The organism is Pseudomonas triticicola (assembly GCF_019145375.1).
Classification (GTDB): Bacteria; Pseudomonadota; Gammaproteobacteria; order Pseudomonadales; family Pseudomonadaceae; genus Aquipseudomonas; species Aquipseudomonas triticicola.
Genome location: NZ_JAHSTX010000001.1, coordinates 3,622,952 through 3,647,108 on the forward strand (window position 1 = coordinate 3,622,952; position 24,157 = coordinate 3,647,108).

The following is a 24,157-nucleotide window of genomic DNA, read 5'->3' on the forward strand; positions in this document are numbered from 1 at the left end:
GACACACATGCAATGGGAAGTCGTGATCGGGCTGGAGATTCACACTCAGCTCACCACCCGGTCGAAAATCTTTTCCGGTAGTTCCACCACGTTCGGTTCCGAGCCGAACACCCAGGCCAGCCTGATCGATCTGGGCATGCCCGGCGTGCTGCCGGTGCTCAACCAGGAAGCGGTGCGCATGGCGGTGATGTTCGGTCTGGCGATTGACGCCGAGATCGGCCAGCACAACGTGTTCGCCCGCAAGAACTACTTCTACCCGGATCTGCCCAAGGGCTACCAGATCAGCCAGATGGAATTGCCGATCGTTGGCAAGGGCCACCTGGACATCGCCCTGGAAGACGGCACGGTCAAACGCGTCGGCATCACCCGTGCGCACCTGGAAGAAGACGCCGGCAAGAGCCTGCACGAAGAATTCAACGGTGCCACCGGCATCGACCTGAACCGTGCCGGCACGCCGCTGCTGGAAATCGTTTCCGAGCCGGACATGCGCAGCGCCAAGGAAGCCGTGGCTTACGTCAAGGCGATCCACGCACTGGTGCGTTACCTGGGCATCTGCGACGGCAACATGGCCGAAGGCTCGCTGCGTTGCGACTGCAACGTCTCGGTGCGCCCGAAAGGCCAGGTCGAGTTCGGCACTCGCTGCGAGATCAAGAACGTCAACTCGTTCCGCTTCATCGAGAAGGCAATCAACTCCGAGATCCAGCGTCAGATCGAACTGATCGAGGACGGCGGCAAAGTGATCCAGCAGACCCGCCTGTACGATCCGAACAAGGACGAGACCCGTCCGATGCGTTCGAAAGAGGAAGCCAACGACTACCGTTACTTCCCCGATCCGGACCTGCTACCGGTGGTCATCGAAGAGTCGTTCCTGGGTGAAGTGCGTGCCACCCTGCCGGAACTGCCACCGCAAAAGCGCGAGCGCTTCCAGAGCCAGTTCGGTCTGTCGGCCTACGACGCTAACGTGCTGGCCACCAGCCGTGAACAGGCGGATTACTTCGAGAAGGTCGCAGCCATCGGTGGCGACGCGAAACTGGCGGCGAACTGGGTGATGGTCGAGTTGGGCAGCCTGCTCAACAAGCAGGGCATGGACATCGAAGACTCGCCAGTCTCCGCCGAGCAATTGGGCGGCATGCTGCAGCGCATCAAGGACAACACCATCTCCGGCAAGATCGCCAAGGTGGTGTTCGAAGCGATGGCCAACGGCGAAGGCAGTGCTGACGAGATCATCGAGAAGCGCGGCCTCAAGCAAGTCACCGACACCGGCGCGATCTCGGCTGTGCTCGACGAAATGCTCGCGGCCAACGCCGAACAGGTCGAACAGTACCGCGCGGCAGACGAAGCCAAACGCGGCAAGATGTTCGGCTTCTTCGTCGGCCAGGCCATGAAAGCCTCGAAAGGCAAGGCCAACCCGCAGCAGGTGAACGAACTGCTGAAAAGCAAGCTCGAAGGCTGACCACCAATGGAGCCAGATCCAAAGCCTGGCTCCATTCCCTGTGGAAGGGACCTGTGGCGAGGGGATTTATCCCCGTTGGGCCGAGAAGCGGCCCCAATTGCTGAGCTTGATTTCCACCAGATAAATCGAGTTCTCAGTTTTGGGACTGCTGCGCAGTCCAACGGGGATAAATCCCCTCGCCACAGGTCACTCCTACATTTGATCCGGGATACCTTTGAATGAAGCGTCTGTTTTTGAGCAGCGCCCTGCTCTCTCTGCTGGCCGGTTGCGCCAGTACCGACACCATCGACCCGCACGGTTACGACCAGACCGGCGTCGCCTCCTACTATGGAGCCAAACATCACGGTAAACGCACCGCCAGCGGCGAAGCGTTCAACCAACATTCCCTGACCGCCGCCCACCGCCAGTTGCCGTTCGGCACGCGAGTGAAGGTCACCAACCTGAAAAACGATGAATCAGTCGTGGTCCGCATCAATGACCGTGGCCCGCACACCCGTGGCCGGCTGATCGATCTGTCACGCGAGGCCGCCGATGAAATCGGCATGCTGCGCAGTGGCACCGCACGGGTTCGCGTGCAGGCCCTGGACTGATGGAGCGCCGACCATTTTCGGACTAGCCGATCTGCCGCTGATCAACGTCATCGAATTGCTCAGCGGCCTGGTTCTTTTGCTCATCGGCGCCGAGCTGATGGTGCGCGCTGCCGTGCGTCTGGCCGAGCGCCTGCATGTGCGTCCGCTGATCATCGGCCTGACCATCGTCGCCCTCGGCAGCAGCGCGCCGCAAATGGCCGTGAGCCTGCAGGCGGCGCTGACCGACAACCCGGACATCGCCGTCGGCAGCGTGGTCGGCAGCGGCATCTTCAACATCCTCGTAACCCTTGGCCTGTCGGCATTGATCATCCCCCTGCGCGTGTCGCGGCAACTGGTGCGTCTCGATATCCCGTTGATGATCGGCGCCAACCTGCTGGTATTCATCCTCGCGTGGAATAAAGACCTCGGGCGTTTCGACGGCGTCCTGCTGCTCGGGGCCTTGGCGCTTTACCTCGGTTTGTTGTTCCGCCAGTCGCGACATTCGACGCGACCTCATACAGAGCGACCCACCGAAACGCAGCAATCCTGGTTGATCAGTGTGCTGATGATTCTCGCTGGCCTGGCCATGCTGGTGTTCGCCGGCCGTCTGCTGCTTGGCGCCGCCGTGGTCGTGGCCACCGACCTGGGCCTGTCCGAACGGGTCATCGGTCTGACCGTGGTCGCGGTCGGCACTTCGCTGCCGGAGCTGGCGACTTCGCTGATCGCTGCGTTGCGCGGGCAGCGCGACATTGCCGTGGGCAACGTGATCGGCGCCAACCTGTTCAACCTGCTCGGGGTGCTCGGGCTGACCGCCCTACTCGCACCGACGCCGCTTTCCGTCTCCCCCAACGCGCTGGATTTCGACTTGCCAGTGATGCTCGGCGTCGCGGCGCTGTGCTTGCCGGTGTTCTATTCCGGCTACCGCGTTACCCGGGCCGAAGGATTGCTGCTGCTCGGTTTGTATCTGGTCTACGGGCTGCATGTGGTGTCGTTCACCACCGGCATGCCGCTGGCCGGCAAACTCGAGCGCTTGATGCTGTTTTATGTCCTGCCGGCGCTGCTGACGTTTCTGCTGTTCACGTCGATCCGCGCCTGGCGTCGCCAACACCACAAGAGAGATGTGCCATGAGCGAGTCGAAGCAGTCCGGGGTTGAAATCCGTCGTCAGGTCATGGGCGATGCGTTCGTTGATCGCGCCCTGGGCAACGCCACCGAGTTCACCCAGCCGTTGCAGGATTTCGTCAATGAACACGCCTGGGGCGGGGTGTGGAATCGTGAGGGGCTGCCGCTGAAAACCCGCAGCCTGATCACCCTCGCCGCACTGACCGGGTTGAAGTGTCCGCAGGAGTTGAAAGGCCATGTGCGCGGTGCGCTGAACAACGGCTGCACGGTGGAAGAGATCCGCGAAGCGCTGCTGCATTGCGCGGTGTATGCCGGCGTGCCGGCGGCGATCGATGCGTTTCGCGCGGCGCAGGAAGTGATCGACAGCTACCAGAAAAGCTAAAAGATCGCAGCCTTCGGCAGCTCCTACAGGAGACCGCATTTCCATGTAGGAGCTGCCGAAGGCTGCGATCTTTTGATCTTGCCTTTAGATCCACCCACCCCACTGCAACACAAAGATCCCGACATTGGTGGTAATCGCCGCCATCAACGTGGTCATCACGATAATCGCCGCTGCCAGCTCATGATTGCCCTGCGCTGCCCGGGCCATGACGAAACTCGCCGCTGCCGTCGGGCTGCCGAAGTAGAGAAACAGAATCCCCAATTCCGCCCCGCGAAAGCCCCACAGCCATGCCCCCAGTGTCGCCAGCACCGGCAGACCGATCATCTTCACCAGGCTGGAACTGAGCGCCATCTTGCCGCTCTTGCGCAACGCTGCGAGTGACAACGTGCCGCCGATACAGATCAACGCCAGTGGCAGCGTGGTCTGCGCCAGGTACTGGCCGGAAGTTTCCAGCCAGCCCGGCAAACCGATCTTGAAATAAGCGAACGGCGCCGCCGAAATCACGCTGATGATCAGCGGGTTGCTGAACACGCTTTTGCAGATGCTCCACGGATCGGACTTGATCACCGGGCTGTACACCGCCAGCACGATGGTCGACAGCGTGTTGTAGAACAGGATCACCAGCGCCGCGAGAATCGCACCGAGGGAAATACCGTAATCGCCGTACATGCTCGCCGCCAGCGCCAGACCTATCACGCCGTTGTTGCCGCGAAACGCGCCCTGGGTGTAGATGCCGCGATCTTCCCGCGGACACTTGAAAATCGCCCAGCCCCAAGCCACGGCGAAACTCACCAACGTTGCCAGGGAAAAGTAAATGAGTAGCGAGGGTTGCAGTGCGGCGTGCAGGTCAGCGTGGAGAATGCCGAGAAACAGCAGCGCCGGCATGGTCACGTTGAACACCAGCGACGAGGCGGTGTGGATGAAGTTGTCGTTGATCCAGTCGATGCGCTTGAGCAGCACACCGAGAAACAGCATGGCAAACACCGGCGCGGTGATGTTCAGGGTTTCAAGAAAGATTGCCAGCATGCCGGGGAGCCTTGGGTGAGCTTAGTCAGGGGGGCAATGATAAAGCAAAAGCCCCTCACCCTAGCCCTCTCCCAAAGGGAGAGGGAACCGATCGGGGGATATTTAAACAATCCACCGACCTGAAATGACATCGTCGAATCCATAATCGACCCGATTTGTCAGGTCGATGTAGAGCGCAAAACAACTCGGTCGGCCCCCTCTCCCTCCGGGAGAGGGCTGGGGTGAGGGGCTTTTGATCTTCCATGAAACGATCAGGTAATCGGCGCCGGGTTGAACAAGGTGATGTCGTTATACAGCTTGTGCTTCTCCGCCCAGGTCTGTTGCTTGCCACTGGCAACATCCAGGTAATAGTGAAACAACTCCCAGCCCAGTTCTTCGATGGTCGCGCGCCCGGTGGCAATGCGTCCGGCATCAATGTCGATCAGATCCGGCCAGCGCTGCGCCAGTTCAGTCCGCGTCGACACCTTGACCACTGGCGCCATGGCCAACCCATAAGGCGTGCCGCGACCGGTGGTGAATACGTGCAGGTTCATCCCCGCCGCCAGTTGCAGCGTACCGCAGACAAAATCGCTGGCCGGCGTCGCGCAGAAAATCAGGCCCTTGTGCTTGAAGCGCTCGCCCGGGCCGAGCACGCCATTGATCGCGCTGCTGCCGGACTTGACGATCGAGCCCAGCGACTTCTCGACAATGTTCGACAACCCGCCCTTCTTGTTGCCCGGCGTGGTGTTGGCGCTGCGATCGGCTTCGCCCTTGGCCAGGTAACGGTCGTACCAGTCCATCTCGCGTACCAGCTCTTCGGCGACGGTTTGCGTTTGCGCCCGCGACGTCAGCAGGTAGATCGCATCGCGCACTTCGGTGACTTCGGAAAACATCACCGTCGCCCCCGCACGCAGCAGCAAGTCCGAGGCATAACCCAGCGCCGGGTTGGCGGTGATGCCGGAGAACGCGTCGCTGCCGCCGCACTGCATACCGAGAATCAGCTCGGAGGCCGGCACGGTTTCGCGGCGGCGCTGGTCGAGTTTCTTCAAACGCACTTCGGCCAGTTCCATGATCTGCTCGATCATTTCGGTAAAACCGTGACTGGAATCCTGCAAGCGGTACAGCCACGGATCGCTGAGATCCACCGAGGCATCGTCCTCGTGCATCACTTGCCCGGCCTGCAATTTTTCGCAGCCCAGACCGATCACCAGTGCTTCGCCACCCAGGTTCGGGTTGCGCGCCAGATTGCGCACGGTACGAATCGGGATGTAAGCGTCGGTGGCGGTAATCGCCACACCGCAGCCATAACTGTGGGTCAGCGCCACCACGTCATCGACGTGCGGGTACTTCGGCAGCAGCTCTTCCTTGATGCGCTTGACCGCGTGATCGAGCACGCCGGTGACGCACTGCACGGTCGTAGTGATGCCGAGAATGTTGCGCGTGCCGACGGTGCCGTCGGCGTTGCGATAACCCTCGAACGTGAAGCCTTCCAGCGGTGCCTGCGCATCCGGCACATCGGTGGACAGCGGCAAGCTGTCCAGCGGCGGCGCGGTGGGCATGCGCAGTTGATCTTCCTTGACCCAACTGCCGCGACGGATCGGCTGCAAGGCATAGCCGATGATCTGCCCGTAACGAATCACCGGGCCGCCTTCGGGAATGTCCTCCAGGGTGACCTTGTGGCTCTGCGGTACGAAATCCAGGGTGACCAGGCCGTCGGCAAACTCGGTACCGGCCGGTACGCCCTGATCGTTGACCACCACTACAACGTTGTCCCGCTCGTGCAGGCGGATGTAGCGCGGCGAGTCGGAATGTTCAATCAACTGCATGACGCCGCTCCTCAGGAATGCGCTTGAGACAAGTTACCGGTGACTTCATTACCGCCCTTGGCTGGCGGCTCTTTCAAGACCACACGCTTGATCGGGCCGACGATCACCAGATAGCTGAACACCGCGACCAGTGCGTTGGCACCGACAAACACCAGCGCCCACTTGAACGAGCCCGTGGAGCTGATGATGTAGCCAATGACGATCGGCGTGGTGATCGAGGCGATGTTGCCGAAGGTGTTGAACAGGCCACCGCTCAGACCGGCGATCTGTTTCGGCGAAGTGTCGGAGACCACCGCCCAGCCCAGTGCGCCAACGCCTTTGCCGAAGAATGCCAGGGCCATGAAGCCCACGACCATCCATTCCACTTCAACATAGTTGCACGCGACGATACTGCTCGACACCAGCAGGCCGGCGATGATCGGCGCCTTGCGAGCGAAAGTCAGCGAATGGCCCTTGCGCAGCAGGTAGTCGGAAATCACCCCGCCGAGCACGCCGCCGATAAAGCCGCAGATCGCCGGCAACGAAGCGATGAAACCGGCCTTGAGAATGGTCATGCCACGCTCTTGCACCAGATACACCGGGAACCAGGTCAGGAAGAAATAGGTGATGCCGTTGATGCAGTACTGGCCCAGATACACGCCCAGCATCATGCGGTTGGTCAGCAGCTGACGGATGTAATCCCACTTCGGACCGTCGGACTTCTTGCCCTTCTGATCCATGTCGACCATGCCGCCGTTGTCAGCGATGTGCTTGAACTCGGCCTCGTTGACCCGTGGGTGTTCCCGCGGGCTGTAGATGACTTTCAGCCACACCAGCGAGAACACGATACCGAGGATACCCATGACGATGAACACGTGCTCCCAGCCGAAGCTGTAGACGATCCAGCCCATCAACGGCGCGAACAGCACGGTGGCAAAGTATTGCGCCGAGTTGAAGATCGCCGAAGCGGTGCCGCGTTCAGCGGTTGGAAACCACGCCGCCACGATGCGCGCGTTGCCGGGGAACGATGGCGCTTCCGCCAGGCCCACGAGGAAACGCAGCATGAACAGCGCAACCACTGCCGTGGACATGCCGAATTCACCGACAAAGCCTTGCAGCACGGTGAACAGCGACCAGGTGAAAATGCTCAGGGCATAGACTTTTTTCGAGCCGAAGCGATCGAGCAGCCAGCCACCGGGAATTTGCCCGGCAACGTAGGCCCAACCGAATGCGGAGAAGATGTAGCCGAGGGTGACGGCGTCAATGCCAAGGTCCTTTTGCAGGCTGGAGCCGGCAATGGCGATCGTGGCACGGTCGGCGTAATTGATCGTGGTCACCAGAAACAGCATGAGCAGGATCAAATAGCGGACGTGAGTCGGCTTGGAGGATTGCATGCAGATGTACTCCCACTGATTATTTTTATGCGGGGTGAAGCTTCTTTGGTCTTGCATTTATTCCCTGTAGGAGCTGCCGAAGGCTCGGGCCGCGATCGGACGATCTTTTGATCTTTTGTTTCAAGATCAAGATCAAGAGATCGCAGCCTTCGGCAGCTCCTACAGGGGTATTGCGTGTATCAGGAGCCTACGTAGGCGGTTTTCACCACGGTGTAGAACTCTTGTGCATAGCGGCCCTGCTCACGGGAGCCGTAGGACGAGCCTTTACGCCCGCCGAACGGTACGTGGTAATCCACACCGGCGGTCGGCAGATTGACCATCACCATCCCGGCCTGGGAGTGGCGCTTGAAGTGGTTGGCGTACTTCAGCGAGGTGGTGGCGATGCCGGCCGACAAGCCGAATTCGGTGTCGTTGGCCATTGCCAGCGCAGCTTCGTAATCGGCCACACGAACAATGTTGGCCACCGGGCCGAAAATTTCTTCGCGGCTGATGCGCATCGACGCTTCGCTGTCGGCAAACAAGGTTGGTGCGAGGAAGTAGCCTTCGGTATCGCAGGTCACCACACCACCGCCGCTGACCAGACGTGCACCTTCGGACTGGCCGATGTCGATGTACTTCATGTCCTGCTCAAGCTGCGCCTGGGAAACCACCGGACCGATGTCGGTGCCGGCTTTCAGCGCGTGGCCGACCGTGATCGACTTCATGCGCTCGGCCATCGCTTCAACGAACTTGTCGTGGATGCCAGCGGTGACGATCAGACGGCTCGACGCTGTGCAGCGCTGGCCGGTGGAGTAGAACGCGCTCTGCACCGACAGCTCGACCGCTTGCTTGAGGTCGGCGTCGTCGAGAATGATCTGCGGGTTCTTGCCGCCCATTTCCAGCTGCACCTTGGCCTGGCGCGAAACGCAGTTGACCGCGATCTGACGACCCACGCCCACCGAACCGGTGAAGCTGATGCCGTCGACTTTCGGGCTGTTGACCAACGCCTCGCCAACCACGCGACCGCTGCCCATTACGAGGTTGAACACACCGGCCGGGAAGCCCGCGCGGGAAATGATTTCCGCCAGCGCCCAGGCGCAGCCCGGCACCAGATCGGCAGGCTTGAGTACGACGCAGTTGCCATAGGCCAGGGCCGGAGCAATTTTCCACGCCGGGATCGCAATCGGGAAGTTCCACGGGGTGATCAGACCGACCACGCCCAGCGCTTCGCGAGTGACTTCGACGTTGACGCCCGGGCGTACCGACGGCACATAGTCACCGGACAGTCGCAGGCATTCGCCGGCGAAGAACTTGAAAATATTGCCGGCGCGGGTCACTTCACCGATCGCTTCCGGCAGGGTCTTGCCCTCTTCACGGGCCAACAGCGTGCCGAGCTCTTCGCGACGGGCGAGGATCTCGCTGCCGACTTTATCCAGCGAATCGTGGCGGGCCTGGATGCCCGAAGTGGAGTACGCCGGGAACGCAGCGCGGGCGGCGTCGATGGCGGCGTTGACCTGGGTCAGGTCAGCCTTGGCGTAATCGCCGATGGTGTCGCTGAGTTCGGACGGGTTGATGTTGGCCGAATAATCGGCACCGGCGACCCATTCGCCATTGATGTAGTTGTCGTAGCGTTTTGCAGTTGTCACAGGGCAGCCCTCAACTCTAAAAGCCTTCACGCAAAAAGCCGCTGATTGCTCAGCGGCCTCGCTTTTCTCGTTTATTGCGCGCCTTGCTTGTCGATCAGCGCGGCGAGCATTTCGTACTCTTCGCCGGTCAGGTCGGTCAGCGGCGCACGCACCGGACCTGCGTCATAGCCGGCGATTTTTGCACCTGCCTTGACGATGCTCACGGCGTAACCGGCCTTGCGGTTACGGATGTCCAGGTACGGCAGGAAGAAGTCGTCGATGATCTTGCCGACGGTGGCGTGATCTTCGCGAGCGATCGCGTGGTAGAAGTCCATCGCGGTTTTCGGGATGAAGTTGAACACCGCCGAGGAGTAGACCGGCACGCCCAACGCCTTGTAGGCAGCGGCGTAGACTTCGGCGGTCGGCAGACCACCTAGGTAGCTGAAGCGATCACCGAGGCGGCGACGGATCGACACCATCAACTCGATATCGCCCAGGCCATCCTTGTAGCCGATCAGGTTCGGGCAGCGCTCGGCCAGACGTTCCAGCAGCGGCGCGTTGAGGCGGCAAACGTTGCGGTTGTAGACGACCACGCCGATCTTCACCGATTTGCACACGGCTTCAACGTGGGCGGCAACACCGTCCTGGCTGGCTTCGGTCAGGTAGTGCGGCAGCAGCAACAGGCCTTTGGCGCCCAGACGCTCGGCTTCCTGAGCGTATTCGATAGCCTGGCGGGTCGAACCACCGACGCCGGCGAGGATCGGCACGCTGGTTGCGCAGGTGTCGACGGCAGTCTTGATGATTTCCGAGTATTCGCTGGCGGCCAGGGAGAAGAACTCACCGGTGCCGCCGGCGGCGAACAGAGCCGAAGCGCCATACGGAGCCAGCCATTCCAGGCGTTTGATGTAGCCCGCGCGGTTGAAATCGCCCTGCGCGTTGAAATCGGTCACCGGGAAAGACAGCAGGCCGGCAGAGAGGATGGACTTCAGTTCTTGTGGATTCATTATTCGAACACCCTGGTAGCAACGTTTTATTGTGAGTGGACCGTTCAGCCTTCGCCGAAGTTGTAGGTCATCGTACAACTTAAAAAATTACCGTCAACTGCATTTCATCGTTGGCAGGGCTTTTTTGTCCGACAAAATCACTGCTTATGCTTCTGGAAATCGCTGGAAGGCCCGTCCTTGAAGCATTTGCTCGCGGAAATATCTGGTCTGGATTCGTTTAATTCTGAGGAGACCAGCGGCTCGTAAAGTACGTCGACTGCCACGAAGGATCGTGGCGGACCAATCAAAGGAAGCCGCTATGTCGATGCATTTTGCCGCCCCCACCCTCACCCACGTCGCCCCTGCGCAAGACGATTGCGTGACGCTTCAGCTCTCGCAATTGCCGGACACCCTCACCGTGCAGGTCCCGGATTCCAGCGATTTCGCAGCGAACTGGAGCGTCTACGCGATTCTCGGCAGCGATGGAGAAGAGCCTGAATGGGAAGGTGATGAAGTGGACACTGGCGCCTGGGATGACGCCGAGGATGAAATGGAAAAGCTGTTCGACATCGAGGTGCGCCTGCCGAAAGAGGCGCTTCAACCGTACCTGAACCGCGAGGTGGAGCTGCGTTACAAGTTCCGCGATGAGTCGAGTATGGAGCCGTATTCTCAACCACTGAGGATGCGAATTGAACCCTGACTCTATTGACGCGCCACGTCATGGACGGTCAGACGCAACCCAGCGGCAGGTCGACCGTTCGTCCGTACTGGTAGTTCTTACAGGTGTCAGCCGATCAATTCTTGCCCCTAATGGTGACGTAGGTGATGAGTCCCCAAACTATGCCGTGATTCGAGTCATGGCTTAATCATTTTTTAAAAAAGGAATTCAGAGATGGCTTCAACCGAATCGGAAGAACACCCTTACTATCCTACATTTAGAGAGGCTTATCGCATTGGGGAGAGCAGTCTAATCCTTGACACTACCAAGCTCGAAGGCCCTGCCCACGGCATCGTGCCCTGGAATCCGGCATACAAGGTTGGCGATAAGATCACTTTTGAGCTGTTTCAAATAAACCCTTGGATTTCCTCGATCTTTGTGACTGAAGAAAATCGTGAAAAGGAATTCGTCTTTCCGATTGAGAAAGAAAAGTTCGACTTCACGCCCTCAAGATTCTGGTGTTACTTAAATGATGGTCCCTTCCCGGTTCCTCCAATAAATTTGCACGTCATCCTGGAATAATGAGCTAACCCTGCGCCTGCGCCTCTTCATGGGCCTGGCGCAGTCTCTCACGGCTATTGGTCAGGTGCAGGCGCATCGCCGCACGCGCAGCATCGGAATCCTGACGGGCAATCGCGTCGTAGATTTCCTCGTGCTCGCGGCTCAGGCGGCCCATGTAGTGCTGCTGATCATCATGGGCCAAGCGCGCCGAGTTCAGCCGGGTACGCGGAATGATGCTGGTGCCCAGGTGCGTCATGATGTCGGTGAAGTAGCGGTTGCCGGTGGACAGGGCAATTTCCAGGTGGAAAGCGAAGTCTGACGACACCGCATCGCTGGCATGGGAGGCGCTTTCGTTCAAGGCATCGAGGGCGGCGCGCATGGTTGCCAGCTGTTCGGGGCTGCGGCGTTGCGCGGCGAGGCCGGCGGATTCGACTTCGAGGCTGATGCGCAATTCGAGAATCGCCAGCACGTCACGCAGGGTGACGACGGTGGCCGGATCGATACGGAAACCGCTCGGGCTTGGCGTGTCGAGAACAAAGGTGCCGATGCCGTGGCGGGTCTCCACCTGACCGGCGGCCTGCAGACGGGAAATCGCCTCGCGCACCACAGTGCGGCTGACGCCATGGGCTTCCATGATTGCCGATTCGGTGGGCAATTTGTCGCCACGCTTGAGCAGGCCATCACGGATCTGCTCGCTCAACACCGTCACCAATTCCTGGGCGAGGCTGCGGCGCTTGCGGGGGAGGCGCGGGGTGTCGATCAGCTTTTCCATGATTTGTATCTTGTCTCGAAAGTTCGGCTTGGCGCCATCATAGCTCAAGCGAGTTGTACGATCACCGGGCAGATCACATTACCCCACTGTGGGAGCGAGCCTGCTCGCGAAAGCGGTGGTTCAGACGACAGATTCGTCGACCAAGATGGCCCCTTCGCGAGCAGGCTCGCTCCCACAGGTGAGTGTTCAGACAGTTATGGCCTGTTCGACCAGACGACCGCTATCGATCCGCACATGCCGTGGATGGAATCGTTTCAAACTGCTTCGGTGACCGACGCTGACAATGCTCAGCCCTGGAATCTCGTCGATCAACGCCTGATACAAGGTCGCCTCATCCTCTTCATCCATCGCCGATGTAGCCTCGTCCATGTACAGCCATTGCGGTGCGTAAAGAAGCGCGCGGGCGAAGGCCAGGCGTTGCTGCTCGCCCGGCGAGAGCATGCGCTGCCAGTGATTGGCTTCATCCAGCCGCCCAACCAGGTGTGGCAGACGACAGGTTTCCAACACCTGTGCATAACGCTCCGGTGCGTAGGTATCGCCCGGCTGTGGATAACTCAGCGCTTCACGCAATGTGCCGATCGGCAGATAAGGCTTCTGCGGCAGGAACAGATAGCGCGCCGCCGGCAAACGAATATTGCCGTGCCCCGCCGGCCACAAATGCCCCATCGCTCGCAGCAGCGTCGACTTGCCGCTGCCGGAACGGCCGCTGAGCATCACTCGCTCGCCTGCTTCTACGGTCAGGTCGGCGCTGGTCAGCAAATGACGACCATCGGCCAGGTCCAGGCCGAGGCCATGTACCTGCAATTCGCTGCCCTGGTTCTGCACGTCGATGGCGGGCACCCGTTCCTCGTTGTTGCTCATGGCATTGCGGAAACTCAGCAGACGATCGCAAGTGGCGCGCCACTCGGCCAGGTCCTGGTAAGCGCTGATGAACCAACTGAAGTTCTCCTGCACATTGCCGAATGCCGAGTTGATTTGCATCAGCTCACCCAGCTCGATCTTGCCGCTGAAATACCGTGGCGCCGCAACAATGAACGGGAAAATGATGGCGATCTGTCCATAGCCCGAAGTGAAAAACGTCAGGCGCTTGGACACGCGCATGATGTCCCAGAAGTTATGCCAGACCAGCCCGAAGCGATTGCTCAAGCGCCGGTTTTCATTCGGCTCGCCGTTGTACAAAGCGATGCTTTCGGCATTCTCGCGGACCCGAACCATCGAGAAACGCAAGTCGGCTTCGAAACGCTGCTGGTTGTTGTTCAGGCCGATCAGGCGTCGGCCGATCAAATGCGTCAGCCAACTGCCGACCGCCGCGTAGACCAGGGCACACCAGAACATGTAGCCGGGAACAGTGAAACCGAACACCTCGATGCTGCCGGAAACGCCCCACAGGATGATCGAGAACGACACCAGACTGACCACCGTGCGGATCAAGCCCAAGCCAAGCGCCAGCGTGGTCGCGGTGAATTTATTAAGGTCTTCGGAGATTCGCTGGTCCGGGTTATCGGTATAACCGCCCTGCTCCAGCTGATAGTAATTCTTGTGTTCAAGCCAACGAGTGAAGTGCTTTTCAGTCAGCCACGCCCGCCAGCGAATGGTCAGCATCTGCGTCAGATACTGGCGATAAACCGCAGCGAGAATCGCCACAGCGGCAATACCGCAGAAGTACAGGATCAACTGCCAGAACGCTGCCTCATCCTTTTTCTGCAAAGCGTTGTAGAAATCCTTGTACCAACTGTTCAACCACACGGCGATCCATACGCTGAATAGCGTCAGCGCAATTACGGCAATCAGCAGCGTCCAGGCCTTGCCCTTCTCTTCGCTGCGCCAGTAAGGCGTGGTCATCGCCCAGACTTTGCGAAAAAACTGCCCGCGCACAGCATCGTTGACCGCGGAATATTCAGCGTTCTGATTCATGGATAAGGCTCGATAGTAAAAAGAACGGACACGCGCCGATCATAGATGATCGGCGCGATTTATCGCGAGGGCTGGCGATAGTCGTTCAGCGCAGGTTCAGCGACGAACCGGACGCTTCTGCAGTTTGCGCTGCAAGGTGCGGCGGTGCATGCCCAGCGCGCGGGCCGTGGCGGAAATGTTGCCTTCGTGCTCGGTGAGCACGCGCTGGATGTGTTCCCATTGCAGGCGATCGACCGACATTGGGTTTTCCGGCACCAGACTGTCGAGGTCGGCGTGCTCGGACAGCAGCGCGGCCAGCACGTCGTCGGCATCGGCGGGTTTGCACAGGTAGTTGCAGGCGCCACGCTTGATCGCCTCCACCGCCGTGGCAATGCTCGAATAACCGGTGAGAATCACCACGCGCATTTCCGGATCGAGTTCCAGCAGCTTGGGCAGCAGAACCAGACCGGAATCGCCGTCCATTTTCAGGTCCAGCGCGGCGTAATCCGGCAGATCGGCCTGGGCGATGGTCAGGCCTTCTTCCGCAGATCCGGCGGTGCTGACGCGAAAGCCGCGGCGGGCCATGGCGCGGGCCATGACGCGGGTGAAGGTCGCGTCGTCGTCGACCAGCAGCAGATGCGGCAGTTCTTCGCCTTCGACTTGGATTTCGTCACTCATGTTGGTCTCCTCGGGCGCCGTGGGGCAGGCGCAGCTCGGTGAGCGTGCCGCCTTCCTCATGACTATAGAGTTTCACTGAGCCACCGGCGCGTGTCACGCTGGCCTTGCTCAAAAACAGGCCCAGGCCGAAACCTTTGCCCTTGGTTGTAAAAAACGGTTTGCCGATCTGCTCGGCGATGGCCAGCGGCACACCGGCGCCGTGATCGCGAATGCTGATGGTCAAAGTCTCTGCGTCCCAGTCCAGCGTCACCTGGAGGTTTTCCGGGCAGGCGTCAGCGGCGTTATTGAGCAGATTCAGCAAAGCCTGGGTCAGATCCGGCGGCGGCGCCATGCGCGGCACCGCCCCCTGGCCGAGACGCTGGAAGCGGTAACTGGCTTCCGGGCGCATCAGGTGCCAGCGGTTCAACGCCTCGTCGAGCCAGTCGGTAACGTCCTGCATCTCCACCGCCAGACGCCGATTGGCCTCAGCGGCGCGGACCAGTTGCTGCAAGGTTTCCTTGCACAGCTTGACCTGATCCTGCAGCACTTTCAGATCGTCCTGCAGCAACGCATCGGGGTGATCCTGCTGCATTTCCTTGAGCAACACGCTCATGGTCGCCAGCGGCGTACCCAGCTCATGCGCCGCACCGGCGGCCTGGGTCGCAACGGCGAGCAACTGCTGATCACGCAGCCCTTCCTCCCGACGAATCGCGCGCAACTCTTCCTGCCGGCGCAGCTCTTCAGCCATGCGCGCAGCGAAGAAGGTGATCACCGCAGCGGCCAGGGCAAAGCTCAGCCACATGCCATAGATCTGCAGATTCTCACGGGCGACCGGCAGGGTTTCCAGCGGATAGAAACGCGTCAGCATCACCGTGTACAGTGCCAGCGCGATACCGGACAGAATCACCGAATAACGCCACGGCAGCGTCACCGCCGCGATCGTCAGCGGTACCAGATAATAGGAAACGAAGGGGTTGGTCGAACCGCCGGAGAAATACAGCAGTGCACTGTGAATCACCAGATCGCAGGCCAGTTGCAGCGCGTATTCGAGCTCGGTCACCGGCCACGATGTGCGCAGGCGCACGGCCGTGAACACGCAGAGCAGAATCGAACAGCCCAGGGTCATCGCCAATTGCACCCACGGCAACGGCAACAATTGCAGCCAGTAGGCCAGGCCCACGGACCCGGCCTGCGCGGCGAGCACCAGGGTGCGGATGAATGTCAGCCGCCAGAGGTTCTGGCGAGTGGCGGAAGTCAGTTGTACGGGGGCGAGCATGAGCTCTCCTGATGAGCGCTCCAGGCGGATCGCACGGAGTATAACCAAGGCGCGGGGTTCAGAGGCGAAAGTGCGGCAAACGACCACAGGAGAGCAGCTGCAAGTTGCAAGCTTCAAGCGGCAAGCAAGATCAAAAGCAAGAGCTGCGGCGCTTTTGATGTAGCTTGCAGCTGGAAGCTTGAAAGGAGGACAGCTGCAAGTTGCAAGCTTCAAGCGGCAAGCAAGATCAAAAGCGCCGCACTTCTTGCTCTTGCCTTTACTTGCAGCTTGAAGCTTGCAACTTGCAGCTGCTTTATAGAGTCTGATGGTTCACGCAGCGCCCTCTGCGCCTCATTCAAGGAGCCTTCATGCACACATTTCGCCGCAGCGCCGCCCTCCTCGCCCTGACCGTCGGCAGCGTCGCCAGCCTTCCGGCGCTGGCCGCCGATGAGCTGCACTACAACCAGATTTCCCTGCGCGCCGAAGTCAGCCAGGAAGTGGCCCGCGACCAGATGATCGTGACGCTCTACACCGAAGAGCAGAACACCGACCCGGCCAAACTCGCCGCCGCCATCAGCACCACCATGAACAAGGCCACCGCCCAGGCCAAGCAAGTCAAAGACATCACCCTGCGTACGGGCAGCCGCAACAGCTACCCGATCTACGACACCAAAGGCCAGAAGATCACCGGCTGGCGCGAACGCGCCGAACTGCGCCTGGAAAGCACCGACTTCGCCGCCCTGTCCAAACTCACCGGCGAGTTGCTGACCGACCTGAAAATGGGCGGCATGGACTTCGCCATCGCCGACCCGACCCGCAAGGCCAGCGAAGACCAGTTGCTCAAAGAAGCCGTCACCGCCTTCAAGACCCGCGCCCAACTGGCCACCGATACACTCGGCGGCAAGGGCTACAAAATCGTCAACCTGAACCTCAACAGCAACGGTTATCCACAACCGTACCTGCGCGCGCCGATGATGATGAAAGCCGCGGCCATGGATTCCGCGCCGGTGACGCCTGAAGTTGAAGCCGGCACCAGCCAGGTCAGCATGACCGCCGATGGCTCGATTGAAGTGCTGATGCAGTGATTTAAGCTTGGCTGAATGAAGGACCGGCAATCAGTAAATGGTTGCCGGTTTTTTTGTGCCCGGGTTTTGTAGTGAATGATCCACCGCTTTCGCGAGCAGGCTCGCTCCCACAGGTTGAACGCATTTGAATGTGGGAGCGAGCCTGCTCGCGAAGAACGATGACGCGATCTCAAGCGTGCGGATCAACCCGATCCAGCGCCCGATTCACCGCCAGCTCCGCCAGCATGATGATCTGCTGAATCGCCAGCGCCGTATTGCGCTGCGGACGACCGAGCTGATCGGCGAAATCGCTGGCCAGAGTGTTGGCTGAAGCGAGGGATTCGCAGGCGTGGGCAAGCAGGCTTTCAGTGTCGATGTCGGGCCGGATCAAAAACATCGTGCTGGGTGGATGGGGTTTGCCGGGTGGCGGGCAGAGATAGAAATCGAGGGCACGCTTGATGGCTTCGCGGTTCTTCGCGAGATCGTCGGCGCGCAGCGCGGCTTCGAGGGGGGTTGTGGTTTCTTCGGGTGGGTCGGGGACTGGCTTGGTCATGCGTTTTCACCTATGAAATTGAGCCATCTCGATGCCGTTTCTCACACGGCGAAGAGGTGGCAGCTTTGTGCGGGGTGAGAAAACCGGTCATAGGCACCCGGCCGGACATACGTCCGCCCGCACAGAGCCGCCATAACGCACTTTGCAGGCAGCAGACTTGCTGGCGGCAATTATGCGGATCTGGGCACTGAATGACTATGAATGTCGGGTTCTCACACCCGATCGCTGAACAACCAGCGACGACCCAAGCCTAGAGAGCGCACGTCCGACGGACAACCTGAAAACCTTGTGGGAAGGTTCGGGTTATTTGGCATCGGATTTAAACAGCCAAAAAGCAAACCCTCACCCTAACCCTCTCCCAGAGGGAGAGGGGACTGACCGAGGTGTTTGGGGGAAATCCGCCGACGTGAAAGTCCGAGTTGAACCAGGATTTGAAAAGCACAAAAATCAGCTCCCTCTCCTCGGGGAGAGGGCCGGGGTGAGGGGCAAATCCACAACAAAAATAACGCCGAACACCCGCTCTTCACCACTCAATAGGCCGAGTGCCAGCTCGCCTGCTCTTGATCTTGATCTTGATCCACCGGCGACGTCGGAAGGCTGAGTGGAGGGATTGATCCGGGCGTGGGAGCGCAGCGACCGTCTGGCGCAGCCAGACACAGCGCAAGGAGGTGCAGCGAAGCAAACCGGAGCCGCTGCGCCCGGATCAGTCCCGGAGCGAAGGAACCCGAGCCTGCGAGGGCCGAACGTAGGAGCAAGCCTTTTCGGTTACCTTTTTGGCGTTTGAAAAAGGTGACCCGCCGTAAGGGCGGAACCGCAATCCGCAACACCCGCAGAAACGGATATACACCCAAAACCCAAGAGCCTGGTCGGCCCAAAGGCCGCCAAGGTGCCACCAATCGAAACACCCAGTTGCACCAAGTAAAACTCCCCAATCCCTGCCCCAATCCACCCCATCCTAAGCCACCCCGAAAACCCCTCAACCCCGCCCATCCCCAAGGGTATAAATAAGTGACACCAAGCCCCACCCAAGCGCACACAACAAGACTGGCGCACCATTTCAGTGCCCAGAATGCACCGCAAAAACCACCCGCAAACGGTCAAATGCGTCAAAAGTTATACGGATGCGACATTAAGGTACGTTCGTGCCACCGTTTAACGCCGCCGACCGCTCTGGATCTTGCATTGGGTATGGGCCCTGCATAAGTATCCGCAGGCACGACTCACGAGGTCGTACCTCACAACTAAAAAATGACAACAAATCATGAGGCCAACATGCTTAAACACGCGGTCATTCCGTTTCTAGTCGGCGCAGGCTTGTTAGCCTCCGCACCTTTCGCCACCGCTGCGACTAACCTGGTGTTCTGCTCCGAAGGGAGCCCGGCCGGTTTTGATCCAGGCCAGTACACCACCGGAACCGACTTCGACGCCTCAGCCGAAACCATGTTCAACCGCCTGACCCAGTTCGAGCGCGGCGGCACCGCCGTGATTCCTGGCCTGGCGACCAAGTGGGACATTTCCGATGATGGCCTGACTTACACCTTCCACCTGCGCGAAGGCGTCAAATTCCACACCACCCCGTATTTCAAGCCGACTCGTGAATTCAACGCCGACGACGTGCTGTTTACTTTCAACCGCATGATCAACAAGGACGACCCGTTCCGTAAGGCGTACCCGACCGAATTCCCGTACTTCACCGACATGGGGATGGACACCAACATCACCAAGATCGATAAAGTCGACGATCACACCGTCAAGTTCACCCTGAAAGAAGTCGACGCCGCGTTCATCCAGAACCTGGCCATGAGCTTCGCTTCGGTACAGTCCGCCGAATACGCCGCCCAGTTGCTCAAGGATGGCAAAGCCGCTGACATCAACCAGAAGCCGATCGGCACTGGCCCGTTCGTGTTCAAGAGCTACCAGAAAGACTCCAACATCCGTTACACCGGCAACAAGGATTACTGGAAGCCTGAAGACGTGAAGATCGACAACCTGATCTTCGCCATCACCACCGACCCGTCGGTGCGTATCCAGAAGTTGAAGAAAAACGAGTGCCAGGTCACCCTGTTCCCGCGTCCGGCCGATCTGAAAGCGCTGAAAGAAGACAAGTCGCTGAAGATGCCGGATCAGGCCGGCTTCAACCTGGGCTACATCGCCTACAACGTGATGGACAAGGTCAAGGGCAGCAACGAGGCCAACCCACTGGCTGACCTGCGCGTGCGCCAGGCGCTGGACATGGCCGTGAACAAGCCGCAGATCATCGATTCGGTTTACCAGGGTGCGGGCCAACTGGCCGTTAACGCCATGCCGCCGACCCAGTGGTCCTACGACACCACCATCAAGGATGCCAAGTACGACCCTGAGAAAGCCAAACAGCTGCTCAAGGAAGCCGGCGTCAAGGAAGGTACCGAGATCGTCCTGTGGGCGATGCCGGTGCAGCGTCCGTACAACCCGAACGCCAAACTGATGGCTGAAATGCTCCAGTCCGACTGGGCCAAGATCGGCTTGAAAGTGAAGATCACCAGCTACGAGTGGGGCGAGTACATCAAGCGCTCCAAAGGTGGCGAGAACCAGGCCATGATCATTGGCTGGAGCGGTGACAATGGTGATCCGGACAACTGGCTCAACGTGCTGTTCGGCTGCGACTCGCTGAGCGGCAACAACTTCTCCAAGTGGTGCGACAAGAAGTTCGACGGACTGGTGAAAGAAGCCAAACGCACTACCGACCAGGGCAAGCGCACCGAGCTGTACAAACAGGCGCAACACGTCCTCAAAGATGCAGTTCCAATGACACCTATCGCTCACTCGACGGTGTATCAACCCATGCGCGCCAACGTGCAGGATTTCAAGATCAGCCCATTTGGCCTGAATTCCTTCTACGGCGTCAGCGTCAGCAAGTAAGACATTGCAACGGCGGCGTTTCTGACGTCGCCGTTGCTTTATCTACCGGGAAAAAAGGAAAAGGCCTACACCCAAATCCGCCGCAGATGATTGCTTCGGTATAGGCGCGTCGACTTTTCCTACGAGCATTAAGGCAATTACGTATTTACTGCCAGAGGCACGGTGCCTACCGTCGCGTACTGACCAGTGTCTGCGTGGGCCACCGGTTTTGCCGTACGTATTGGATTGAGCTCAATGCGGCCAGAAAGTCCCGGGACAGGGACCCTGACGCATTGCACAACACTAAAAAGAGGGAGCGTCATGCGCCATACCTTGATTTTTTCCGCACTGTTGGGCGCCGGCCTGTTGGCCGCCACGTCTGCAAGCTACGCCGCCAGCGACAGCCTGGTGTTTTGCTCGGAAGGCAGCCCGGCGGGTTTCGATACCGCGCAGTACACGACGGCCACCGACAACGACGCCGCCGAGCCGCTGTACAACCGCCTCGTCGAGTTTGAAAAAGGCGCGACCAATGTCGTACCGGGCCTGGCGACCAAGTGGGACATTTCCGAAGATGGCCTGAAATACACCTTTCACCTGCGTGAAGGCGTGAAATTTCATACAACCCCTTACTTCAAGCCGAGCCGCGATTTCAACGCTGACGATGTCGTGTTCACGTTCACTCGCATGCTCGATGCGCAACAGCCGTTCCGTAAGGCCTACCCCACCGAATTTCCGTACTTCAACGGGATGAGCCTGAACAAGAACATCGCCAAGGTCGAGAAGACCGGGCCGCTGACCGTCGAGTTCACGCTCAACAGCGTTGATGCCGCGTTCATCCAGAACATCGCGATGAGCTTCGCTTCGATTCTGTCTGCCGAATACGCCGACAAGCTGCTCGCCGACGGCAAGCCGAGCGACATCAACCAGAAGCCGATCGGCACCGGGCCGTTCGTATTCAAGAGTTACCAGAAAGACTCGAACATCCGTTACACCGGTAACCCGCAGTACTGGGATCCGAGCCGGGTCAAGCTGAAGAACCTGATTTTCGCGATCAATACCGACGCTTCGGTACGCGTGCAGAAGCTCAAGGCCAACGAGTGCCAGATCACCCTGCACCCGCGCCCTGCCGATGTTGAAGCGCTGAAGGCCGACCCGAAACTGCAACTGATTTCCAAGCCGGGCTTCAACCTCGGCTACATCGCTTACAACGTGCGCCACAAGCCGTTCGATCAACTGGAAGTGCGTCAGGCGCTGGACATGGCGGTGAATAAACAGGGAATTCTCAACGCTGTTTATCAAGGCGCCGGCCAACTGGCCGTCAACGCCATGCCACCGACCCAATGGTCCTACGACGACACCATCAAGGACGCCGCCTACAACCCGGAAAAAGCCAAGGAACTGCTCAAGGCCGCCGGCGTGAAAGAAGGCACCGAGATCACCCTGTGGGCAATGCCGGTGCAGCGTCCGTACAACCCGAACGCCAAACTGATGGCCGAGATGCTCCAGTCCGACTGGGCCAAGATCGGTCTGAAAGTGAAGATCGTCAGCTACGAATGGGGCGAGTACATCAAGCGCACCAAGAATGGCGAACACGACGTCAGCCTGATCGGCTGGACCGGTGACAACGGGGATCCGGATAACTGGCTGGGCACGCTGTACAGCTGTGACGCCATCGGCGGCAACAACTATTCCATGTGGTGCGATCCGGCGTACGACAAGCTGATCAAACAGGCCAAGGTCGTCACCGACCGCGACCAGCGCACCGAGCTTTATAAACAGGCCCAGCAATTGCTTAAACAGCAAGTGCCGATCACGCCTGTCGCCCACTCGACGGTCAACCAGCCGTTAAGCACAAGAGTCGAAGGGTTCAAAGTCAGCCCGTTCGGCCGCAACGTGTTCTCGGGTGTCAGTATCGATTAAACCCACTGATTAGCCGCAATGCTGAGGGGAGCTGTCTACTCCCCTCACGCAAGCGCTTTGCCGAAATTCGCCAATCCGGCGTTTTGCAAACGTTTGCGATGTGTGAACGAGTTCTAAACCAATAACCGGCATACCAAAAAAAGCCGGGATAAAAAGAAAGTAAAGGAGCTTCACCCATGAAACTGAGCAGCACCGCGATACTGGCCCTGGCCATCAGCAGCATCACCGCCACGGCTTATGCGGAAACCCAGAGCCAGGCGTTCACCCCGGTAACCGTCAACGAGAAAAGCGCCCAGGCCGAAGCCACCGGCTTCCTCGAAGGGCAATCGATCAGCGGTTCGACCCGTAACTGGTACGCCAACGAACAACTCAAGCGTGGCGGCAAGTTCGCTTACCGCAAGAATGGCCAGTCCACCGAAACCGATCGCCGGATCAACTGGGTCCAAGGCACGATCATCAAGTACAACTCGGGCTTCACCGAAGGTACTGTCGGCTTCAGCACCGAAGTGGCTGCTTACAACGCGATCGCCCTTGAGCGCGACCGCGAGAACCTCGCCGCGAACAACGGCGGCGCTCCGGGCACCCGCCCAGGTGCAGGCAACAACCGGACCCTGACCCGTGAAGGCGGTGACGCGGTAGGCCAGTGGAGCAAGCTGGGCCTGGCCAACGTCAAGGCGCGCATCTCCAACACCACCCTGACCGCCGGCCGCATGAACTTCAGCAGCCCGCAAGTCGATGTGATCGGTAACCGTCCGCTGCCATCGAGCTTCGAAGGTATCGCGATCCACAGCGAAGAGCTGAACAACCTGGCGTTCGACGTCGCGACCTTCGACCGCGTTTCGCCACGTACCGAAGAAAGCCTGAGCAAGTTCCGCTCCGAATACGGTGACATCAACGCCGAAGCGGATCACGTCAACACCGCCGGTATTTCCTACCAGCCGTTCGCCAGCCTGACCACCAGCCTGTGGGGCACCCAGGCCGAAGACCTGTGGAACCAATACTACTTCGGCGCAACCCACGTGTTGGGCGACAGCTCGATCCTGAGCCTGACCACCGGCCTGAACTACTACAAGACAGTCGACGAAGGCAAAAAACTGCTCGGCGACATCGACAACGACACCTACTCGCTGTCGTTCGGCCTGACGCACCAGGCCCACACCGTGACTTTCTCCTATCAGGAAGTAAACGGTAACGAGTACTTCGACTACCTGCACGAAACCAACGGTATCTACTTGGCCAACTCCCTGCTTTCGGACTTCAACGGCCCGAACGAGAAGTCCTTCCAGGTTTCCTACGGTCTCAACATGGCTGAGTACGGTGTACCAGGCCTGAAATTCAACATCTACCAGGCACGCGGCTGGGGCATCGACGGCACTCACTACAAGGGTGGCGGCTACGATGGCGTGCAGGCGATGGATGGCGAGCACCACTATGAATACGGCGTAGGTGCAACCTACGCAGTACAGAGCGGCCCGCTCAAAGCCACGACCATTCGCGGCACTTACACCGCTCACCGTGCCAGCGAAAACCAGGCTGACGGCAGCATCAACGAGTTCCGTCTCGTAACCACCATCCCGTTCAACATTCTGTAAAAACGCCAACCAACGGCTGACTCATGATGAGTCGGCCGT

At 59.5% G+C, this 24,157-nt stretch carries 20 protein-coding genes; 10 read left to right on the forward strand and 10 right to left on the reverse strand.

Annotated elements, in window-relative coordinates:
• Nucleotides 1-7: 7 nt before the first annotated feature.
• The 4 genes from gatB (at nucleotide 8) to KVG85_RS16220 (ending at nucleotide 3,525) form a co-directional block, all read left to right on the forward strand.
• Nucleotides 8-1,453, forward strand: a complete 1,446-nt coding sequence (gatB, locus tag KVG85_RS16205; protein ID WP_122601837.1) for an Asp-tRNA(Asn)/Glu-tRNA(Gln) amidotransferase subunit GatB — start codon at nucleotides 8-10, stop codon at nucleotides 1,451-1,453.
• A 218-nt stretch (nucleotides 1,454-1,671) separates the two neighbouring features.
• Nucleotides 1,672-2,043: a septal ring lytic transglycosylase RlpA family protein gene (locus KVG85_RS16210; RefSeq protein WP_016771703.1), complete on the forward strand. Its 372-nt coding sequence runs from the start codon at nucleotides 1,672-1,674 to the stop codon at nucleotides 2,041-2,043.
• Between the two features lie 31 nt (nucleotides 2,044-2,074).
• On the forward strand, nucleotides 2,075-3,151 hold the full coding sequence (locus tag KVG85_RS16215; protein ID WP_217864988.1) for a calcium/sodium antiporter: 1,077 nt from the start codon (nucleotides 2,075-2,077) through the stop codon (nucleotides 3,149-3,151).
• Complete coding sequence (locus tag KVG85_RS16220) at nucleotides 3,148-3,525, forward strand: carboxymuconolactone decarboxylase family protein (RefSeq protein WP_217864356.1); 378 nt, start codon at nucleotides 3,148-3,150, stop codon at nucleotides 3,523-3,525. Before KVG85_RS16215 ends, KVG85_RS16220 begins: the two co-directional genes overlap by 4 nt.
• Nucleotides 3,526-3,609: 84 nt before the next feature.
• Here KVG85_RS16220 and KVG85_RS16225 read toward each other — a convergent pair whose 3' ends face one another.
• The 5 genes from KVG85_RS16225 to kdgD all read right to left on the reverse strand — a co-directional run bounded on the left by KVG85_RS16225 (nucleotide 3,610) and on the right by kdgD (nucleotide 10,337).
• Nucleotides 3,610-4,551, reverse strand: coding sequence for an AEC family transporter (locus tag KVG85_RS16225; RefSeq protein ID WP_217864357.1), 942 nt, complete (start codon nucleotides 4,549-4,551; stop codon nucleotides 3,610-3,612).
• Between the two features lie 251 nt (nucleotides 4,552-4,802).
• Nucleotides 4,803-6,356, reverse strand: a complete 1,554-nt coding sequence (garD, locus tag KVG85_RS16230; protein ID WP_217864358.1) for a galactarate dehydratase — start codon at nucleotides 6,354-6,356, stop codon at nucleotides 4,803-4,805.
• 11 nt (nucleotides 6,357-6,367) lie between these two features.
• Nucleotides 6,368-7,729, reverse strand: a complete 1,362-nt coding sequence (locus KVG85_RS16235) for an MFS transporter (RefSeq protein WP_125927107.1) — start codon at nucleotides 7,727-7,729, stop codon at nucleotides 6,368-6,370.
• A 179-nt stretch (nucleotides 7,730-7,908) separates the two neighbouring features.
• Entirely contained in the window at nucleotides 7,909-9,354 is a 1,446-nt protein-coding gene (locus KVG85_RS16240) for an aldehyde dehydrogenase family protein (protein WP_217864359.1), read from the reverse strand.
• Between the two features lie 71 nt (nucleotides 9,355-9,425).
• Nucleotides 9,426-10,337, reverse strand: a complete 912-nt coding sequence (gene kdgD / locus KVG85_RS16245) for a 5-dehydro-4-deoxyglucarate dehydratase (RefSeq protein ID WP_016771708.1) — start codon at nucleotides 10,335-10,337, stop codon at nucleotides 9,426-9,428.
• 298 nt (nucleotides 10,338-10,635) lie between these two features.
• On the opposite strand from kdgD, the gene KVG85_RS16250 reads away from it, so the two are divergent.
• Nucleotides 10,636-11,016, forward strand: a complete 381-nt coding sequence (locus KVG85_RS16250; RefSeq protein WP_217864360.1) for a hypothetical protein — start codon at nucleotides 10,636-10,638, stop codon at nucleotides 11,014-11,016.
• 192 nt (nucleotides 11,017-11,208) lie between these two features.
• Nucleotides 11,209-11,556 carry a hypothetical protein gene (locus KVG85_RS16255; protein ID WP_217864361.1) on the forward strand — a complete coding sequence of 116 codons (348 nt, stop codon included), beginning with the start codon at nucleotides 11,209-11,211 and terminating at the stop codon, nucleotides 11,554-11,556.
• Nucleotides 11,557-11,560: 4 nt separating this feature from the next.
• Here KVG85_RS16255 and KVG85_RS16260 read toward each other — a convergent pair whose 3' ends face one another.
• The 4 genes from KVG85_RS16260 to KVG85_RS16275 all read right to left on the reverse strand — a co-directional run bounded on the left by KVG85_RS16260 (nucleotide 11,561) and on the right by KVG85_RS16275 (nucleotide 16,133).
• Nucleotides 11,561-12,307, reverse strand: a complete 747-nt coding sequence (locus tag KVG85_RS16260; protein WP_024011597.1) for a FadR/GntR family transcriptional regulator — start codon at nucleotides 12,305-12,307, stop codon at nucleotides 11,561-11,563.
• A 186-nt stretch (nucleotides 12,308-12,493) separates the two neighbouring features.
• Nucleotides 12,494-14,221: an ABC transporter ATP-binding protein/permease gene (locus KVG85_RS16265; RefSeq protein WP_217864362.1), complete on the reverse strand. Its 1,728-nt coding sequence runs from the start codon at nucleotides 14,219-14,221 to the stop codon at nucleotides 12,494-12,496.
• A gap of 96 nt (nucleotides 14,222-14,317) precedes the next feature.
• Nucleotides 14,318-14,878, reverse strand: coding sequence for a response regulator transcription factor (locus KVG85_RS16270; protein WP_003221630.1), 561 nt, complete (start codon nucleotides 14,876-14,878; stop codon nucleotides 14,318-14,320).
• Nucleotides 14,871-16,133, reverse strand: coding sequence for an ATP-binding protein (locus tag KVG85_RS16275; RefSeq protein WP_212615312.1), 1,263 nt, complete (start codon nucleotides 16,131-16,133; stop codon nucleotides 14,871-14,873). The genes KVG85_RS16270 and KVG85_RS16275 overlap by 8 nt, the downstream gene beginning before the upstream one ends.
• A gap of 347 nt (nucleotides 16,134-16,480) precedes the next feature.
• On the opposite strand from KVG85_RS16275, the gene KVG85_RS16280 reads away from it, so the two are divergent.
• Complete coding sequence (locus KVG85_RS16280) at nucleotides 16,481-17,197, forward strand: SIMPL domain-containing protein (protein ID WP_217864363.1); 717 nt, start codon at nucleotides 16,481-16,483, stop codon at nucleotides 17,195-17,197.
• Between the two features lie 169 nt (nucleotides 17,198-17,366).
• Here the strand turns inward: KVG85_RS16280 and KVG85_RS16285 are convergent, their stop codons facing one another.
• Entirely contained in the window at nucleotides 17,367-17,729 is a 363-nt protein-coding gene (locus KVG85_RS16285; protein ID WP_217864364.1) for a DUF6124 family protein, read from the reverse strand.
• A gap of 1,272 nt (nucleotides 17,730-19,001) precedes the next feature.
• Here KVG85_RS16285 and KVG85_RS16290 point away from each other — a divergent pair.
• The 3 genes from KVG85_RS16290 (at nucleotide 19,002) to KVG85_RS16300 (ending at nucleotide 24,118) form a co-directional block, all read left to right on the forward strand.
• On the forward strand, nucleotides 19,002-20,627 hold the full coding sequence (locus KVG85_RS16290) for an ABC transporter substrate-binding protein (RefSeq protein WP_217864365.1): 1,626 nt from the start codon (nucleotides 19,002-19,004) through the stop codon (nucleotides 20,625-20,627).
• 300 nt (nucleotides 20,628-20,927) lie between these two features.
• Nucleotides 20,928-22,526, forward strand: a complete 1,599-nt coding sequence (locus KVG85_RS16295) for an ABC transporter substrate-binding protein (protein WP_130911421.1) — start codon at nucleotides 20,928-20,930, stop codon at nucleotides 22,524-22,526.
• Nucleotides 22,527-22,702: 176 nt separating this feature from the next.
• Nucleotides 22,703-24,118 (forward strand): OprD family porin, encoded by a 1,416-nt coding sequence (locus KVG85_RS16300; protein WP_217864366.1) that lies wholly within the window; start codon nucleotides 22,703-22,705, stop codon nucleotides 24,116-24,118.
• The last annotated feature ends 39 nt before the right edge of the window (nucleotides 24,119-24,157 follow it).

What these genes read in the sequence shown, in the direction of transcription:
- gatB (WP_122601837.1), top strand. Translation starts at nt 8, where the DNA reads ATGCAATGGGAAGTCGTGATCGGGCTGGAGATTCACACTCAGCTCACC.
- KVG85_RS16210 (WP_016771703.1), top strand. Translation starts at nt 1,672, where the DNA reads ATGAAGCGTCTGTTTTTGAGCAGCGCCCTGCTCTCTCTGCTGGCCGGT.
- KVG85_RS16220 (WP_217864356.1), top strand. Translation starts at nt 3,148, where the DNA reads ATGAGCGAGTCGAAGCAGTCCGGGGTTGAAATCCGTCGTCAGGTCATG.
- KVG85_RS16225 (WP_217864357.1), bottom strand. Translation starts at nt 4,551, where the DNA reads ATGCTGGCAATCTTTCTTGAAACCCTGAACATCACCGCGCCGGTGTTT.
- garD (WP_217864358.1), bottom strand. Translation starts at nt 6,356, where the DNA reads ATGCAGTTGATTGAACATTCCGACTCGCCGCGCTACATCCGCCTGCAC.
- KVG85_RS16235 (WP_125927107.1), bottom strand. Translation starts at nt 7,729, where the DNA reads ATGCAATCCTCCAAGCCGACTCACGTCCGCTATTTGATCCTGCTCATG.
- kdgD (WP_016771708.1), bottom strand. Translation starts at nt 10,337, where the DNA reads ATGAATCCACAAGAACTGAAGTCCATCCTCTCTGCCGGCCTGCTGTCT.
- KVG85_RS16250 (WP_217864360.1), top strand. Translation starts at nt 10,636, where the DNA reads ATGTCGATGCATTTTGCCGCCCCCACCCTCACCCACGTCGCCCCTGCG.
- KVG85_RS16255 (WP_217864361.1), top strand. Translation starts at nt 11,209, where the DNA reads ATGGCTTCAACCGAATCGGAAGAACACCCTTACTATCCTACATTTAGA.
- KVG85_RS16260 (WP_024011597.1), bottom strand. Translation starts at nt 12,307, where the DNA reads ATGGAAAAGCTGATCGACACCCCGCGCCTCCCCCGCAAGCGCCGCAGC.
- KVG85_RS16265 (WP_217864362.1), bottom strand. Translation starts at nt 14,221, where the DNA reads ATGAATCAGAACGCTGAATATTCCGCGGTCAACGATGCTGTGCGCGGG.
- KVG85_RS16270 (WP_003221630.1), bottom strand. Translation starts at nt 14,878, where the DNA reads ATGAGTGACGAAATCCAAGTCGAAGGCGAAGAACTGCCGCATCTGCTG.
- KVG85_RS16275 (WP_212615312.1), bottom strand. Translation starts at nt 16,133, where the DNA reads ATGCTCGCCCCCGTACAACTGACTTCCGCCACTCGCCAGAACCTCTGG.
- KVG85_RS16280 (WP_217864363.1), top strand. Translation starts at nt 16,481, where the DNA reads ATGCACACATTTCGCCGCAGCGCCGCCCTCCTCGCCCTGACCGTCGGC.
- KVG85_RS16285 (WP_217864364.1), bottom strand. Translation starts at nt 17,729, where the DNA reads ATGACCAAGCCAGTCCCCGACCCACCCGAAGAAACCACAACCCCCCTC.
- KVG85_RS16290 (WP_217864365.1), top strand. Translation starts at nt 19,002, where the DNA reads ATGCTTAAACACGCGGTCATTCCGTTTCTAGTCGGCGCAGGCTTGTTA.
- KVG85_RS16295 (WP_130911421.1), top strand. Translation starts at nt 20,928, where the DNA reads ATGCGCCATACCTTGATTTTTTCCGCACTGTTGGGCGCCGGCCTGTTG.
- KVG85_RS16300 (WP_217864366.1), top strand. Translation starts at nt 22,703, where the DNA reads ATGAAACTGAGCAGCACCGCGATACTGGCCCTGGCCATCAGCAGCATC.